This window comes from Dactylosporangium salmoneum (assembly GCF_039532525.1).
Classification (GTDB): Bacteria; Actinomycetota; Actinomycetes; order Mycobacteriales; family Micromonosporaceae; genus Dactylosporangium; species Dactylosporangium salmoneum.
In genome coordinates this window covers 137,485-152,908 of sequence record NZ_BAAARV010000062.1, presented here as the reverse complement: position 1 = coordinate 152,908, position 15,424 = coordinate 137,485, and the positions used below count along the sequence as shown (strand labels likewise).

Here is a 15,424-nt window from a genome sequence, read left to right as displayed (position 1 = left end):
TCACACGCTCGGACACCTTGAGACCCGCTCGAATCATCTCGGAGAAGCCAGTGTTCAAGGCGATGTCCGGCCGACCGGAAGGTAGGCGAGCGAATGCAAAATCTCACTAGAAGGGGCGCACTGACCCTCGGTGCCGCGCTGGGTCTGGCAGCCGTGGCGGACCCAGCCAAGGCGTGGGCGTGGTCGTCCGCCAACTCGATCGCTGCGACCAACACCGTCACCGACCCGTGGTCGGTCTGGGACGACGACACCGACCCGCTCGTCGCCTCACTCCTGGACGCCGGTCAGATCCCGGCCGTGAACACCGCGTTCCAGTCGTGGATCAACAACGGCGACGCGCTGCCCAGCGGCCTGCCCGCCAACCTCGTCACGTACCTCCAGCAGTTCAACAAGCTGCCGTCGTGGGCCGACACGACCAAGCTGGCCAACGCCGCCAAGTTCAACAAGCGCGTGAGCTTCTACCTGTTCATGCTGTACGGCCTGGGCAGCGGGATCATGAGCACCGTGATCCCGCGGGAAGCCCGCAACGTGTACTACTCCGCGGGCGGCTCCGACATGAAGACGCGCGCGGCCAAGACCTTCACCTACGGCTACGACCTGAGCGCGGCGGACGCCTTCCTGCCGACGGGTCACTTCATCACCACCTCCAACAAGACGCGCCTGACCCACGCCGCGGTACGGCACCTGCTGCCGCAGTCGGCGAAGTGGCGGTCGGTCACGGACAACGCGATCCCGATCAGCAACGGCGACATCCTGATCACCTTCCACAGCCTCGGCACGTTCGTGCACCGGAAGCTGAAGTCGTGGGGCGTCCGGATGTCGGCCACGGAAGAGGCCGCCTACCTGCACCAGTGGCAGGTCGCGCTGCACCTGCTCGGCGTGCGGGACGAGTTCATCCCGGCGACCTGGGCCGCCGCGGATGACCAGTCGAACTACGTGCTGACGCCGCTGCTGGCCCCGACGCCCGAGGGCATCGACCTGGCCAACACGCTGCTCAACCTGGTCGCCCAGGTCGACGGGGGTCTCACGCGGGGACTCCAGCGCGAGTTCGCCCGCTACGTGCTCAGCGACAAGATCGGCGACTGGCTGAAGCTGCCGCGGGACTACGTGGCGCGAGGGCTGCTCGATGTCGGATGGCCGGCGTACGTCGCGTTCCAGGAGGGACTGTCGCCGATCATCCCGTCCGGGTTCAACCTGATGGACCAGCTCGTGCGCGGCGTCGCGATGCTGTTCCTCAACAACGGCACCTCGGCGTCGTACACGCCCATCACCATCCCGACCGGGAACCGGGCCGGCGCCTGAGCCGACGGCCCCGGTTCACAGGGTCAGCGCACTGGTCACCAGGGCGGTAACCACGTCCCGGCAGCCGGGTGCGTCCTGCCATCGCAGGGCGCGCCCGGCCTCGACCACCACGCCGAACCCCGCATGCACCAGCAGCCGGGCCTGTCGCGGATCCAGCTCCGGCCGGACCATCCGCAACTGCTGCTCCCAGACGGCGATGTGCTCACGCTGCGCGAGGATCACGGGCCGTTGCAGGTCGGCTGGCAGACCCGCGACCTCGGCCTCGGCGACGCTGGTGAGCGCGTTGTGCTCGAAACAATAGGCCACGTACGCCGCCGCCAGGGCGGTCACGGCCTGACGCGGATCGGCCGCCTGACGCAGGCTGCGGTCCACGGCCTCGGCCAGCAGTCCCGCCGCCTGCAGACACGCGGCCACCAGGATGTCGACCTTGCCGGGGAAATGGCGGTAGATCGCGGACGGGGCGAGCCCGACCGCCTGCGCGATCTGTGCGTTCGTCACGTTGGCGAACCCCTCCCGCGCGAACAACGGGATGGCCGCCGCCAGGATCTGCGCGCGCCGGGTGCGCGGCACGGGCTGGTCGGGCAGTTCGACCACGTGCGCATGGCCCGCGGCCGCCGCGGTATCGCTCGCGACCACGCGCATGGCGGAGGTCAGGAGCAGGTCCTCGATGCGGCGCTGGGCGATCGAGGTGTGGTGCATCGTGATGGACCCGATCGCACCGAGGGCCGCCACGGCGCGCAGGCGCTCGTCGGGCAGCGGGTACTCGCGCCGCACCATCTCGGTCACCCGTCCGACGACGTGCGCGAACTTCGCCCGTAGCAGCCGGCGGTCGTCGCGTTCGAGGTAGCGCGCCTCCCAGCGGTAGACGCCACCCGACGCGCGGTGCGCGACCGTGACGCGGATGAGGGCGACGAGCACATCCTGCAGCGCCGCATCGCGCGGCCACTCGTCGACGACCGTGACGAGCTCGTCCACCATGACGTTGGCGCACTCGGCGAACAGCGCGTACTTGTTCGGGAAGTGCCGGTACAGCGCCGCCGCGCTGATGCCCACGCCGGCGGCGATCTCCTCCATGGAGGCCGCGTGATAGCCGCGCGCGCTGAACACCTGGCCGGCCGCCTCGACGATGATCTGCCTGCGGTTGTGCGGTCGGGTAGCCGCAGCCGGCCCGGTGGTCACCGGATCACTCGAGCAGACGTGGGCGGACACAAGACCATACGTGCTAGTCAAGCACAGCACCGTGGAAGCCCGGCTCCCGTGGCGATCAAGTGTGCGGGATCGCCTGGCCGACGGCCGAAGGTCAGCCCTGCTCCGGCTCTACCCGGTACATGTCGTCGATGGTGGACGCGTGCTTCTCGGCGATGATGCGGCGGCGGAGCTTGAGCGACGGGGTCAGTTCGCCGGTCTCCGGGGTCCAGGCGTCGGGCATGATGCGGAACCGCTTGATCTGTTCGGGCCGGGACAGCCGTTCGTTGACGGCGGCGACCGCGGAGGTCACCGCGGCGTGCACGACGGGGTGGCCGGCCAGGGCGGCAAGGTGCCGATCGGGCAGTCCGTACGCTTCGGCCCAGATCGGTGCGACGTCCTCGTCGAGCACGATCAGCGCGGTGAGGTACGGCCGCCGGTCACCGGTCCGGGTCGGCGGCGTGCAAGGTGGCTCCGTTTGCGGCGATCGTCGCCAGCGGGACCGTGCCGCGCTGCTGGGGTTCGTCGTCGACCACGATCACATGTCGCAGCTCCGGGAGGTCGCCGAGCACGCCGATCCATCGATCGAGTTCCGCCCGGCCGTTGAGCACGAGTACCTTCGCCGCGCTGTGCTGGGCGACGTAGCGCAGCTGGTCGGTGCTCAACGTCGCGTACGCCGTGCACGGAATGGCGCCGAGGTGCACGGCGGCCAGGTCGGTCACCCAGTGCTCGAGCCGGCTGGGCATCATCATGATCATGCGGTCGCCGGGGCCGAGGCCGAGGGCGCTCAGCCCGAGGGCCATCGCGGCGACCCGATCGTGCAGTTCCCGCCAGGTCACGACGCCGTCGATGCCGAAGGTGCTCAGCGCCGGACGGTCGGGGCAGGTGATGGCGTTGCGGTGCAGCAGCTCGGGCACGGTGACGCTGGCGGCGATGTCCGCGCAGCGGTGGGCGAGGTCCATGGGAACGGTCACGGAGACAGCCTCCTCGGTCAACGACTCGGCGCTGAGGCGACTGTAACTCGGCGTTAACTTGTTGGGAAGTGTTCCGTGACAGAGTGGCCGATCGCCGGCTTTCACTGCCGGAATGGTGCCTCACCGGCGGCGTCGCCCGGGGTCAGGTGTACAGGACCGCGAGGGCGAGGCGGGCCGTCTGGGTGTCGTAGCCGGAGGTGCGGTCGAAGCGGCTGAGCCGGCCGATGTCGGTGATGACGTTGAGCGCGGCGTGCACGAGCACGCGGGCGTCGGCGACCGGCAGGTCCGGCCGCACCGTGCCGACGAGTCGCACCCATTCCTCGACGTGCAGGCGCTGTGCCCCGCGCAGCTGGTGGCGGTCCTCGTCGGGCAGGTTGTTGTTCTCCGCCAGGTAGACCGCGACGAGGTCGCTCTGGCCGAACGCGTAGGCGACGTAGGCCTCCACCACCCGGCGCAGAGCGTCGGCCGGGTCGCTCGCCTCGGCGATCGCCATGGTCGTGGCGCCGGCGAGGCGGTCGGTGGCGCGGTAGTAGGCGGCCGCGAGCAGGTCGGCCTTGCTGGGGAAGTACCGGTACACGCTGGAGGCCTGCATGCCGGCCGCGCGCCCGATGTCCTCGACGGCGACGGCGTGGTACCCGTGGCGGTGGAACAGGCGGATCGCCTCGATCAGCAGCAGTTCACGGCGTGAGGCCGGGCGCACCGGCGCGGTGCCCGGCGTCGCGCGCTGCCGCGGCGGCACCTGCGGCGCGTCGGCTCGCAGCAGGGTCCAGGCGACCCGGGTGAGCAGCTGCTCGGTATCGGTGCCGGTCGCCGCCGCGCGATGGGTGGTCACGCTGCCGAAGGCGCTGAGCGCCGCGTTGACCAGCAGCTCTGCCTGCCCGGCGGTCAGCTGGGGCCGCAGCCGGCGCAGCGGCGCGGCGAGGCGGCCGACGAGCGCGGCCAGCGTCTTGCCGAACTCGCGCCGATGCTCCGGGGTGAGGTACCGGCCCTCCCACTGGTAGAGCCCGGCGACGCGCCGTTTGCTCACGGCGACCCGGGCCAGCGCGGTGAGCAGTTCGTCCAGGACGCCCTCGTCGGTCGTCGCGTCCGGGTCGGCGGTGGCCGTGAGCAGGGCGCCGACGACATCCCGGGTGGCGTGGACCAGGATCGCGTACTTGTTCGGGAAGTGCCGGTACACCGCCGGCCCGCTGATGCCCACGACGGCGGCGATCTCGTCGACGGAGACCCGGTGGTAGCCGCGTTCGCAGAACAGCTCGGCGCCGACCAGCGCGATGCGGTCTTTGCGGTCTTTCGGCCGTTTCGTCGCTACGGGCTCCGCACCGCTCGCTGCTGGTCGCACCCCTACACGTTAGCGCCACCTCGCGGGGGAGGCTCCGGCGACCATCGGTCTTCCGGCTCGCCGGGCACGGGCGAGGCCGAAGGAGTCCAGCACGCCTGGTGCGTGGAGGCTCCTTGACAAGCCGCCGCGAACTCAACGAAAGTTAGGCGCGATTCGCATCCGGTGAGCAACGAGGAGCTTGTTCATGACGACCGAGGCGTTCATCTACGACGCGCTGCGCACGCCGCGCGGCCGGGGCAAACCGACCGGGTCCCTGCACGGGGTTAAGCCGGTTTCGCTCGTCGCCGGGCTGATCGAGGAGACGCTGCGGCGGATGCCCGGACTGGATCCGGCGCTGATCGACGACATCGTGCTCGGCGTGGTGTCCCCGCTGGGCGACCAGGGCGCCGACATCGCCAAGACGGCCGCGCTCGTCGCCGGCCTGCCGGACACGGTGGCCGGGCTGCAGCTCAACCGCTTCTGCGCCTCGGGCCTGGAGGCGGTGAACATCGCCGCGCAGAAGGTCCGTTCGGGCTGGGAGGACCTCGTGCTCGCCGGGGGCGTCGAGTCGATGTCCCGGGTGCCGATGGGGTCCGACGGCGGGGCGTGGGCGCTGGACCCGGAGACCAACTTCGACACCGGCTTCGTGCCGCAGGGCGTCGGCGCCGACCTCATCGCGACCCTCGACGGCTACGACCGCGACGTGGTGGACGGCTATGCGCTGCAGTCGCAGGCCCGGGCCGCGAAGGCATGGGCCAACGGCTACTTCGCCCGTTCCGTGGTACCCGTGCGGGACCGCAACGGGCTGGTGGTGCTCGACCGCGACGAACACATCCGGCCCGACTCGACCGCCGAGGGTCTCGCCGCGCTGCCGGCCTCGTTCGCCGGCATCGGCGATCTGGGCGGCTTCGACGCGGTCGCGCTGCAGAAGTACCACTGGGTGGAGCGCATCGACCACGTCCACACGGCGGGCAACTCCTCCGGCATCGTCGACGGCGCCTCGCTGGTGGTCGTGGGCAGCGAGGCGGCCGGGGCGGCCGCCGGCCTGACGCCGCGGGCTCGGATCGTCGCCACCGCGCTCAGCGGGGCCGATCCGACGATCATGCTGACCGGGCCGGCCCCCGCCGCGCGCAAGGCGCTGGGCAAGGCGGGCCTGCGCGCCGAGGAACTCGACCTGGTGGAGATCAACGAGGCCTTCGCCGCGGTGGTGCTGCGGTTCATGGCGGATCTGGGCCTGAGCGCGGACATCGTCAACGTCAACGGCGGCGCCATCGCGATGGGTCACCCGCTGGGGGCCACCGGCGCCATGATCCTCGGCACGCTCGTCGACGAGCTGGAACGCCGCGGCGGCCGCTACGGGCTCGCCACGCTCTGCGTCGGCGGCGGCATGGGCATCGCGACCGTCATCGAACGAATCTGAGGAGTCAGGCATGGTCAACACAATCCGCTGGGAGCGCGGCGACGACGGCGTCGTCGTGCTCACCCTCGACCACCCCGGGCGTTCGGCGAACGTGATGAACGACGAGTTCGGCGCCAGCCTCGAGGCGACCGTGAGCCGGCTGGAGAGCGAGCGCGCCGGGATCGCCGGCGTGATCATCACCTCGGCCAAGAAGACCTTCTTCGCCGGTGGCGACCTGGACTCCCTGCTACGGCTGACGCCGGCCGACGCGGAGGCCGCGGATGCGGACACGCGTTCGCTCAAGCACGCGGTGCGGCGGCTGGAGACCCTCGGGTGTCCGGTCGTGGCCGCCATCAACGGTTCCGCCCTCGGCGGCGGCCTGGAGCTCGCCCTCGCGTGTCACCACCGCATCGTGCTGGACGATCCGGCCATCGAGATCGGATTTCCCGAGGTCACCCTGGGGCTGCTGCCCGGCTGCGGCGGCGTGGTCCGCACCGTCCGGCTGCTCGGGGTGGCCGACGCGCTGGCCAACTGGCTGCTGCGTGGCCAGCGGCACCGGCCGCAGGACGCGCTCGCGCACGGCCTGGTCGACGAGATCGCCGCCGACGTGGCGGGCATGATGGGCGCCGCGCGCGCCTGGATCGCCGCCAACCCGGAGGCCGCGCAGCCCTACGACCGCAAGGGGTACAGGATCCCGGGCGGCACCCCGGCCTCGCCGGCGCTCGCCGCGCAGCTGCCGGCGCTGCCGGCCACCCTGCGCAAGCACCTCAAGGGCGCGCCCTACCCCGCCCCCCGCAACATCCTGGCCGCGGCGGTCGAGGGTGCGCAGGTCGACCTGGACCCCGCGTTCGTCATCGAGGGGCGGTACTTCACGGAACTGGCCACCGGCCGGATCGCCAAGAACATGATCAAGGCGCTGTTCTTCGACGTGCAGGCCGCCGGCTCCCGGGACACCGGCGACGGCCATCCGCCGCTGCAGCGGGTGGCCGTCGTCGGCGCCGGCATGATGGGCGCCGCCATCGCGTACGTGTGCGCCCGGGCCGGCCTGCAGGTCGTGCTCAAGGACGTGACCGCCGAAGCGGCGCTGCGGGGCAAGGCCTACTCCGTCCGCCTGCTGGACAAGGCCGTCGCCCGCGGCACGGCGACACCGCAGCAGCGGGACGCGGTCCTGGCCCGGATCCTGGCCACCGAGGACCTCGCCGACCTGGCCGGCGTCGACCTCGTCATCGAGGCGGTCTTCGAGGACCCGACGCTCAAGCAGAAGGTGTACGCCGAGATCGAGCAGGTCGCGCCGGACGCGCTGGTGGCGTCCAACACCTCCACCCTGCCCATCACCATGCTCGCCGAGGGCGTCAGCCGGCCGGAGGACTTCGTCGGGCTGCACTTCTTCTCGCCGGTCGACAAGATGCCCCTGATCGAGGTGATCCGCGGCGAGCGGACCGCCGAGGCCACGCTGCAGCGGGCCCTCGGCCTCGTGGCCCGGCTGCGCAAGACGCCCATCGTCGTCAACGACAGCCGTGGCTTCTTCACCAGCCGGGTCATCGGCACGTTCACCAACGAGGGCGTGGCGATGCTCGCCGAAGGCATTCCGGCGGCCACGATCGAGCAGGCCAGCAGCCAGGCGGGGTACCCGGCGCCGGTGCTGGCGCTGATGGACGAGCTCACCCTCACCCTGCCCCGGAAGATCCGCCAGGAGACGGCCGCGGCCGTCGTCGCCGCCGGCGGCGTGTGGACGCCGCACGCCGCGGACGCCGTCATCGACCGGATGATCGACGAGTGCGGCCGGCCCGGGCGCTCGGGCGGTGCCGGCTTCTACGACTACCGCGACGGCACGCGCGCCGGGCTCTGGCCGGGTCTGCGGGACCTGTTCGGCGGGACGAACCTCGACGTGTCCTTCGAGGACCTCAAGGAACGGATGCTCTTCGTCGAGGCGATCGAGTCGGTGCGGTGCCTCGAGAAGGGCGTGCTGACCTCGGTGGTGGACGCCAACGTCGGCTCCATCCTGGGCATCGGGTACCCGGCCTGGACGGGCGGGGTGCTGCAGTACGTCAACCAGTACGAGGGCGGGCTGCCGGGCTTCGTCGCCCGGGCCCGGGTGCTCGCGGAACGCTACGGCGACCGGTTCGACCCGCCGGCGCTGTTGTGCGACAAGGCCGAGCGGGGCGAACGGTTCGAGTAGCCAGGGTCACAGCTCGGCGGCGAGGCGCTCGGCGTTCATGTACGCGATGGCCTCGATGGAGATCATGGGGTTGACGCCGCACGACGCCGGGAAGGTGGAGGCGTCGGCGAGGACCAGGTTCGGGACCTCCCAGGTGGCCCCGTCGGGCCGGGCGGCCGAGGTCGCTCTGGTGCCGCCCATGCGGGCCGCGCCCATGATGTGCAGGGCGGCCATGGCGACTTGGCCGGGCGCGGTACCGAGGGCGTTCGTGTACTGGATGAACTCGTCGATGGAACCCTTGCCGCGTTCCCAGATCTTGCCGCGCTGATGTCCGGAGAAGACCTTGAGTGCGCCGGCCGCCTCGACGATGCGGGCGGCGCCCTCGATCCCGGCCCGCATGTGGGCCGCGTCGTAGTCGGAGAGGCGGTAGCGCACGACGGGCTCGCCGTCGCGGCCGACCGTGACCTGGCCGCTGTCGCGGTCCCGGGTGATGACGCCGACGCCGCCGATGTACGGCAGGGACCGCATCTGGTCGAGGTGCGCCCGCGCGCCGGTCCAGCTCGTGAAGGACACGGCGATGGCCGGGTTCGTGGCGGCGGTCTCGTAGATGACGCCGTACCCGCGGCCGTCGAGGTCGGCGTGCTCGGTGGAGTAGCGGGTCTGCAGGCCGCCCTCCCAGGGCCGGACCTCCTCGGCGAAGACGCCCCACACGCCGGTGGCCGGATGCAGGTGCAGGTGCCGGCCGATGTTGGGGTTGGTGAGGCCGGACCGGCGCAGCAGGGCCGGGGTCTGCACGCTGCCGGCCGCGGCGACCACGGCGCGGGCGCGAATCGTCACCGGGTGACCGTCGGCCGTGCGGCCGGCGACGCCGGTTGCCCGGCCCGCCGTGACGGTGACGGTGCGCACGTCGACGCCGACGACGAGCCGTGCGCCGGATCGCTGGGCGTCGACGAGCCAGGTCTTGGCCACCGACTGCTTGGCGCCGATGCGGCAGCCCAGGCCGCAGCGCCCGCACTCGATGCCGGTGTCGCAGCCGTCGACGTTGCGCGGCATCTCGTCGACGTGCCAGCCCAGCTTGGTCAGCCCGCGCTGCATGAGGGCATCGCGGGAGGAGATCCGGCCGTGGTCGCGGTTGACACCGAGCCGGGTCCACACGGCGTCCAGGCAGCGGTCGTACTCCTCGGTGGCGAACTGTGGCACGCCGAGTGCGGCCCATTCGTCGCGGACGCGCGGCGGGGTGCGAAACGACGTCGTGTAGTTCACGACGGTGCCACCGCCGACGCACTGGCCCTGCAGGAGGCTCAGCTGGCCCTCCGCGGTGACCGCGGGACCCGGCGCGTACAGCCGTGACAGCCCGGACAGCTCCCCGCCGTCGAAGTCCTTGTCGTCGTAGTACTCGCCCTTCTCCACCACGATGACATCGAGGCCGCGGCCGGCGAGGACGGCCGCGGCGGTGCCGCCGCCGGCACCCGATCCGACGATGACCACGTCGCAGTCCAGGACGGTCGCGTCCGAGGGCCGGATCGGCGTCAACCGGGGGGCGGGGGCGTCGGCCCGGAGGCCGAGCGGGCCGGGGTAGCCGATGGCGTCCCACACGGGCGAATGACCGGTCGGACCGGGTGCCATGTAGTAGGACAGGGTGGCGGCGCCCTTGAGCGCCTGGAACAGCGCCCGCTTGGCGGTGACGCCCGACGTGGCCAGGGCCAGCAGCATCTGCTCGCGTTGCCGCTGGGGGTGACGGGAGAACCGCCGGGCGCCCCCGCCGAGGATCAGCCGGACGACGGGGGAGTCCCACACATCGAGCAGGCGGAGGAATTGCTGTACCTCGGCGGCGCGAGGGTTGTGCAGGACGAGCGCGGCCATGATGTCGACCGCGCCGAGCTGGCTGGCCGAGGGGACACCGGCGTCGTCGCCGGGCGCGAACGTGTCGCAGATGCTGGCCAGGGCGGCGCGCTGCTTGGCGGACAGTTCCATGCAAGCCTCCGTGCGGGTGGGCGGGATCATGAGGGGGGTGAGCCGGGCGTGGCGGAGGTGCCGAAATAGGCCTCGGCGACGGCGTGCCGGTCGGCGCGCAGCTCGGCGGCCGTTCCGGTGAGCACGACCCGGCCGTGGTGGAGCACGATCGCGCGGTCGGCGATCGACAGGGCGAGGTCGATGTGCTGCTCGACGAGGACGATGCCGGCGCCGAGCCGGTCGGCCAGTGTGCGGATGCTGGGCAGGAGCGCCCGCACCGCGATCGGGGCCAGGCCCATGCTCATCTCGTCGATGAGCAGGACCCGTGGCCGGCCGGTCAGCGCCTTGGCGATGGCGAGCATCTGCTGTTCCCCGCCGGACAGCTGGCCGCATCGGCGTGACATCAGCGGGTCCAGGGCGGGGAAGAGCTCGAGTGTGCGGTCGAGGCCGGCGCGCCACCCTCGTACGAGGGCGAGGTTCTCGCGTACGGTCAGGTTGTGGAACACCCCCCGCGTGTCGGGGACCAGGACCAGGCCGGCGTGCGCGTTCTGCTCCAGCCGCCGGCGCAGCGGCCGGCCGAACGCCGTGACCGTGCCGGCCATCGGCCGGATGACGCCGGCCGCGGTCAGCAGCGTGGTGGTCTTGCCGGCGCCGTTGGGGCCCAGCAGGGCGAGGATCTCGCCCTGGGCAAGGCGGAGGTCGAGCTGCCGGACGGCGGGGATGCCCGCGTAGCCGGCCGTGACCCGGTCCAGGCGCAGGGCTTCAGTCATGAGCGAGCTCCGATCCGAGGTACGCGGTCCGCACGGCCGGATCGGCGAGGACCTCGCCCGGTGTCCCGTCGGCGATGACGGCCCCGTAGTCCAGGACGTACACCCGGTCGCAGACGTCCGCGACGAGGTTCATGTCGTGGTCGATGAGCAGGACCGCCAGGCCGGATGCGGCGATCGCGCGGACGTGGCCGCCGAACTCGGCGCTCTCGTCGGTGTCCAGCCCGGCGGCCGGTTCGTCGAGCAGGAGCGCACGGGTGGGCCCGGCGAGGGCCCGGGCGACGCCGACGATCTTCTGCCGGCCCAGGCTCAGCTCGCCGGGCCGGCGGTCCGCGACGAACTGCAGGCCGAACAGCTCCATCGCGGCGTCGACATCATCGCCGGACCCACGCCGGCCGGTCAGGTCGCTCCAGAGGTTGTGCAGGGGCCCTCGGCCGGATGCGACCGCGATGTTCTGCCGTACGGTCAGGTCGGTGAAGAGCTCGCCGGCCTGCCAGGTCCGGGCCAGACCGGCGAGGCGGCGCTGATGCGGTGCGAGCCGGTCGATGCGCCGTCCGGCCACGCTGACCGTGCCCCGGGCCGGGGTGAATCCCGTGACGGCGTCGACGAACGTGGTCTTGCCGGCGCCGTTGGGGCCGATCAGGCCCACGACCTCGTGCTTGTCGACGCGGATGCTGATGTCGGTGTTGGCCAGGACGCCGCCGTAGCGGACGGTCAGTCCCGTCGTGGCCAGCACCGGCCCGGTCTCGCTCACGAGGTCACCGTCCGGTGGGCGCGGCGGACCAGGCCGGTGGCGCCACCGGCGATGCCGGCGGGGTTGAGCACGGCCGTCACGACCAGGGCGCAGGCCGCGATGAGGGTGTAGTACCGGCCGAGGCCCAGCGTGGTGTTGAGCAGCGTGTAGAGCACGCCGAGCGGGGCGATGAGCCCGGCGATGAGCGCGCCGCTGATCCGGGTGATGCCGCCGGCGTAGGCCATGCACAGCACGCTGAGCCCGACGATGACGTTGAACGACTCGGCCGACAGCTGTGAGCGGCTGTAGCCGATGAGGCACCCGCCGACACCGGCGAGGAAGGCCGATAGGGCGAAGCCGGTCAGTTTGACGCGGGCCACGTCGATGCCGGCGCTGGCCGCGGCGCGTTCGTTGGACCGCACCGCCAGGAACGACCGGCCGGTCGAACCGGCCAGCAGCCGGACGACGGCCAGGGCCAGCACGCCGACGATGACGATGACCGTGGCGGCGAACACGAAGGTCGTCAGGTCGGTGCCGCGGCGCACCGCCAGATCCCAGCCGAACAGCGTGGGGTCCGCGATGAGGTTGCCCTCGAACGGCGTGAGCGCCGGGTTGGCGAAGACGAACTGCTGCACGGCGACGGCGCCGGCCAGGGTCACCACCGCCAGCTGCGCCCCGCGGACCCGCAGCGCGGGCAGGCCGACGACCACGCCGACGAGCGTGGCGAGGCCGGCGGAGACCAGGATCGACAGGGGGAACGGCAGGTGCCAGGCCATCGTGGCCCGGGAGAGGACGAATCCGCCGGTGCCGGCGAAGGCCATCGAGGCGAGCGAGATCTGTCCCAGGTAGCCGGTGAGCACGACCAGCGACAGGGCGATGAGCGCCATGATGATCGAGGTGACGACGCCGAAGCGCCAGCTGCCCGAGGTCAGCCCGACGGCGAGGACGGCGGCCGCGGTCAGCGCCGCGGCCGCCGGCCACGGTCGCCGGGGCAGCACGACGGCGGGCATGCGCACCGCACCCAACGCGCCTCGCGCCGGGATGCGCCGGCCCAGGACGACCAGCGCGACGACCACGAGCGCGAACGGCAGCGCGTCACCGAGGCCGGCCTGTGCCCAGGCCGGCCAGCCGTCGAAGGTGCTGAGCAACAGCAGGATCGACTGCAGGACGCCGATGCCCACGCCGGCCAGGCATGCGGTGATGGTCGAGGTCAGGCGGGCCAGGAGGGCGGCGGCGAGCCCGGGCAGGACGTAGAACATGTAGCCGGTCGGGTCGAGGCCGAGCGTCGGCGCGGCGAGGATCGCCACCAGCGACGTCGCCGCGCCGGTGAGCAGCCACATGACGCCGGCCAGCCGATCGGGCGACAGCCCGGTCAGTCTGGCCGCAAGCTCGTCCTCGGCGCCGGCCCGGGTCGCCACGCCCCATCGGGTGAACCGGAAGTACACCGCCAGCGCCGCGGCCACCGCCAGCGCGACGACCAGCAGGACCAGGTCGCTGACGTTGACGACCGTGCCGGCCATCGCTGCCGTCCGCTCGGTGAGCACCGCGGGTGCGAGCACGCCGCCGGTCGAGAAGCGCAGCGGCACCAGCGAGGCGATCGCCAGCATCAGCCCGACCGAGGCGACCACCTGTGACAACGGCGGCGCGGCGCGCAGCGGCCGGAAGACCAGCCAGTGTGCGGCGAGCGCCAGCCCGGCCGCGCTGAGCACGCCGAGCGCGACGGCGGGCCAGGCCGGCAACGGTTGCGAGCCCAGCCGCACCGCGCCGACGGGGAGTACGAGCGTGCCGCTGCGCCGCAGCTCGGCCACCACCCAGACGCCCCACAGCGCCAGCGACCCCTGCGCGAAGTTGAGGACGCCGGTGGCGGCGTGCAGCGACACGATGGACGCGGCGATCACGGCGTACACCGCCCCGCCGGCGAAGCCGAGCGTAACGAACAACAAGACCTGATCCATGGCCGGCTTTCCCTTGTGCTGACGTGACATGGACTGGCGGCGGCGCCGACGTGCGCCCCGAGGGCTTGCGCACGCCGGCGCCGCGACTACACCGCTCCGGGAATGGCCCCCAGGGCCTGCGGGATCGGGGTGATCCAGGTGTCCGTGACGGGCTTGGTCGACCCGTCGGGCTGCACCACGAACAGCAGCAGCTGCGTGGTGCAGTTGGGCGACGTGGCGCTGCCGCAGGTGATGTTGGGGCCGAGGAAGCTCGGGAAGTCCTTGAGCGCCTTGAGGGTCTTGAGCACACCGGCGCCGGTCAGGTCGGCGTCGGTCGCCGCCGACATCGCCTTCGCGAAGTTCACGAAGAGCGCGAACTCGCCGAATGCGTAGTATCCGGCGGTGCCGCCGGAGACCGCGGAGATGTACTTCTGGGCCAGCGTCAAGTCGCGCTGCACCTCGGCGGGCGCGTACCGCGCGGCGGTGGGCAGCCAGTTCGAGGAGTACAACGCGCCACCGGCGGCCTGCGTCGGGGCGCCCTTGATGTAGTCGGTGCACGCGGCCGTGAAGATCTCGCCCTTGTACTGCAGCTGCCGCAGTGCCTTGACCAGGGAGGTGCAGACCGCTTCGCTCGGCGCGGCGACCAGGCCGCCGACATCGGGGTTGTCCTGGGCGATCGTAGAGGCCACGGCGGTGAAGTTGGGGCTCGTGGCGGAGAAGTAGATGCCCTTGGCGCTGATCCCGAGCGCTTTGGCCAGCACCGGCAGAAGGCCGTCGATGGTCTGGTGCGACGACGGGGTGTCGACCAGCGCGAGCGTGACCGAGTTCTTCCCTTCGGCTTTGAACGCCTGCAGCGCCCCGATGAGGAAGGAGGCCTGCGGCGCGGCGAAGAACACCCGGTTCTCGGCCTTCGCGCCGGTCACCGAGTCGAACGGAATCATGCCGACGAGCGGGATCTGCGCGGCGGTCAGGGCCGGCAGGGCGGCGCTCGACGACAGGTTGTAGCCGTCCATGACGGCCACCACCTTCTTCTCGACGAACGTGTTGGCGCACGACTGTGCCCGTTCCGGTGTCGTGTCGGTGTCGCACCACACGACCTCGATCGGGTGGCCGTTGACGCCGCCGAACTCGCCGTTGAGGTAGGACAGGGCCGCCTTGACCCCGGTATCGGTGCCCGGCTGCGGCACCGGGCCGCCGGACGGGTTGAGGAAACCGACCGTGATCGGCGGCTTCGGCAATGCGGACGTCGTGCTCTGGGCGCTTGGGGTGTCCGAGGCGCAGCCGCTCGCCGCCACCATGGCGGCAACGAGCACTGCTGAAGCCCGCAGGACAGCCGGATACCGGTGCATGGCTCTCTCATTTCGATGCGATGTTCGCTGCCGCCGACGGGTTGAGGCGGTCGCCGGACGGCTCTGCGTGATGCGACGGGCCGGTCCGGGGCGGTCCACCGAACGTCGCCATGTCCGGCGGTGTCGATGCGTGCCCAGGACGGCGCATCGCCGGACCGGTGTGCGGCCGGACCGGCGATACCGGCGTTGACAGGCTGATCAGCCCGCGACGGACCGCGCGGGCACCTTCGTCGTTCTCACGGCACTGTAAATCACGCATAACTTATTGGGAAGAGTCATGTATGCAAGCCCGTTAACGGCGGCCGGTGATGAGAACCGCGCATAACAAACAGGCCGGCCGGCGAGTGTGCTC

Annotated in this window: 12 protein-coding genes; 3 read left to right on the top strand and 9 right to left on the bottom strand. The window is 71.8% G+C overall.

The annotated features are described in order from the left end of the window. Nucleotides 1-153: 153 nt before the first annotated feature. The gene (locus ABD352_RS32505) at nt 154-1,302 is read left to right on the top strand and encodes an oxygenase MpaB family protein (RefSeq protein ID WP_344616341.1); all 1,149 of its coding nucleotides are present in this window, start codon (nt 154-156) and stop codon (nt 1,300-1,302) included. 15 nt (nt 1,303-1,317) lie between these two features. On the opposite strand, the gene ABD352_RS32500 is transcribed toward ABD352_RS32505, so the two are convergent. The 4 genes from ABD352_RS32500 to ABD352_RS32485 all read right to left on the bottom strand — a co-directional run bounded on the left by ABD352_RS32500 (nt 1,318) and on the right by ABD352_RS32485 (nt 4,800). Then, entirely contained in the window at nt 1,318-2,481 is a 1,164-nt protein-coding gene (locus tag ABD352_RS32500; protein ID WP_344616340.1) for a TetR/AcrR family transcriptional regulator, read from the bottom strand. A gap of 121 nt (nt 2,482-2,602) precedes the next feature. Further along, nucleotides 2,603-2,899, bottom strand: coding sequence for a hypothetical protein (locus ABD352_RS32495; protein WP_344616339.1), 297 nt, complete (start codon nt 2,897-2,899; stop codon nt 2,603-2,605). 28 nt (nt 2,900-2,927) lie between these two features. Then, nucleotides 2,928-3,461, bottom strand: a complete 534-nt coding sequence (locus tag ABD352_RS32490) for an AMP-binding protein (RefSeq protein ID WP_344616338.1) — start codon at nt 3,459-3,461, stop codon at nt 2,928-2,930. Between the two features lie 142 nt (nt 3,462-3,603). After that, nucleotides 3,604-4,800, bottom strand: coding sequence for a TetR/AcrR family transcriptional regulator (locus ABD352_RS32485; protein ID WP_344616337.1), 1,197 nt, complete (start codon nt 4,798-4,800; stop codon nt 3,604-3,606). Between the two features lie 184 nt (nt 4,801-4,984). Between ABD352_RS32485 and ABD352_RS32480 the strand changes: the two genes are divergently transcribed. Then, nucleotides 4,985-6,199, top strand: coding sequence for an acetyl-CoA C-acetyltransferase (locus ABD352_RS32480; protein ID WP_344616336.1), 1,215 nt, complete (start codon nt 4,985-4,987; stop codon nt 6,197-6,199). Between the two features lie 10 nt (nt 6,200-6,209). Beyond that, the gene (locus ABD352_RS32475) at nt 6,210-8,357 is read left to right on the top strand and encodes a 3-hydroxyacyl-CoA dehydrogenase NAD-binding domain-containing protein (protein WP_344616335.1); all 2,148 of its coding nucleotides are present in this window, start codon (nt 6,210-6,212) and stop codon (nt 8,355-8,357) included. Between the two features lie 6 nt (nt 8,358-8,363). Here ABD352_RS32475 and ABD352_RS32470 read toward each other — a convergent pair whose 3' ends face one another. The 5 genes from ABD352_RS32470 to ABD352_RS32450 form a co-directional block, all read right to left on the bottom strand. After that, entirely contained in the window at nt 8,364-10,310 is a 1,947-nt protein-coding gene (locus tag ABD352_RS32470) for a GMC family oxidoreductase N-terminal domain-containing protein (protein ID WP_344616334.1), read from the bottom strand. 26 nt (nt 10,311-10,336) lie between these two features. After that, complete coding sequence (locus tag ABD352_RS32465; RefSeq protein WP_344616333.1) at nt 10,337-11,059, bottom strand: ABC transporter ATP-binding protein; 723 nt, start codon at nt 11,057-11,059, stop codon at nt 10,337-10,339. Then, nucleotides 11,052-11,810, bottom strand: coding sequence for an ABC transporter ATP-binding protein (locus tag ABD352_RS32460; protein WP_344616332.1), 759 nt, complete (start codon nt 11,808-11,810; stop codon nt 11,052-11,054). The genes ABD352_RS32465 and ABD352_RS32460 overlap by 8 nt, the downstream gene beginning before the upstream one ends. Beyond that, nucleotides 11,807-13,732 carry an ABC transporter permease subunit gene (locus tag ABD352_RS32455; protein WP_344616331.1) on the bottom strand — a complete coding sequence of 642 codons (1,926 nt, stop codon included), beginning with the start codon at nt 13,730-13,732 and terminating at the stop codon, nt 11,807-11,809. The genes ABD352_RS32460 and ABD352_RS32455 overlap by 4 nt, the downstream gene beginning before the upstream one ends. A gap of 98 nt (nt 13,733-13,830) precedes the next feature. Continuing rightward, entirely contained in the window at nt 13,831-15,072 is a 1,242-nt protein-coding gene (locus ABD352_RS32450) for an ABC transporter substrate-binding protein (RefSeq protein WP_344616330.1), read from the bottom strand. Between the last annotated feature and the right edge of the window lie 352 nt (nt 15,073-15,424).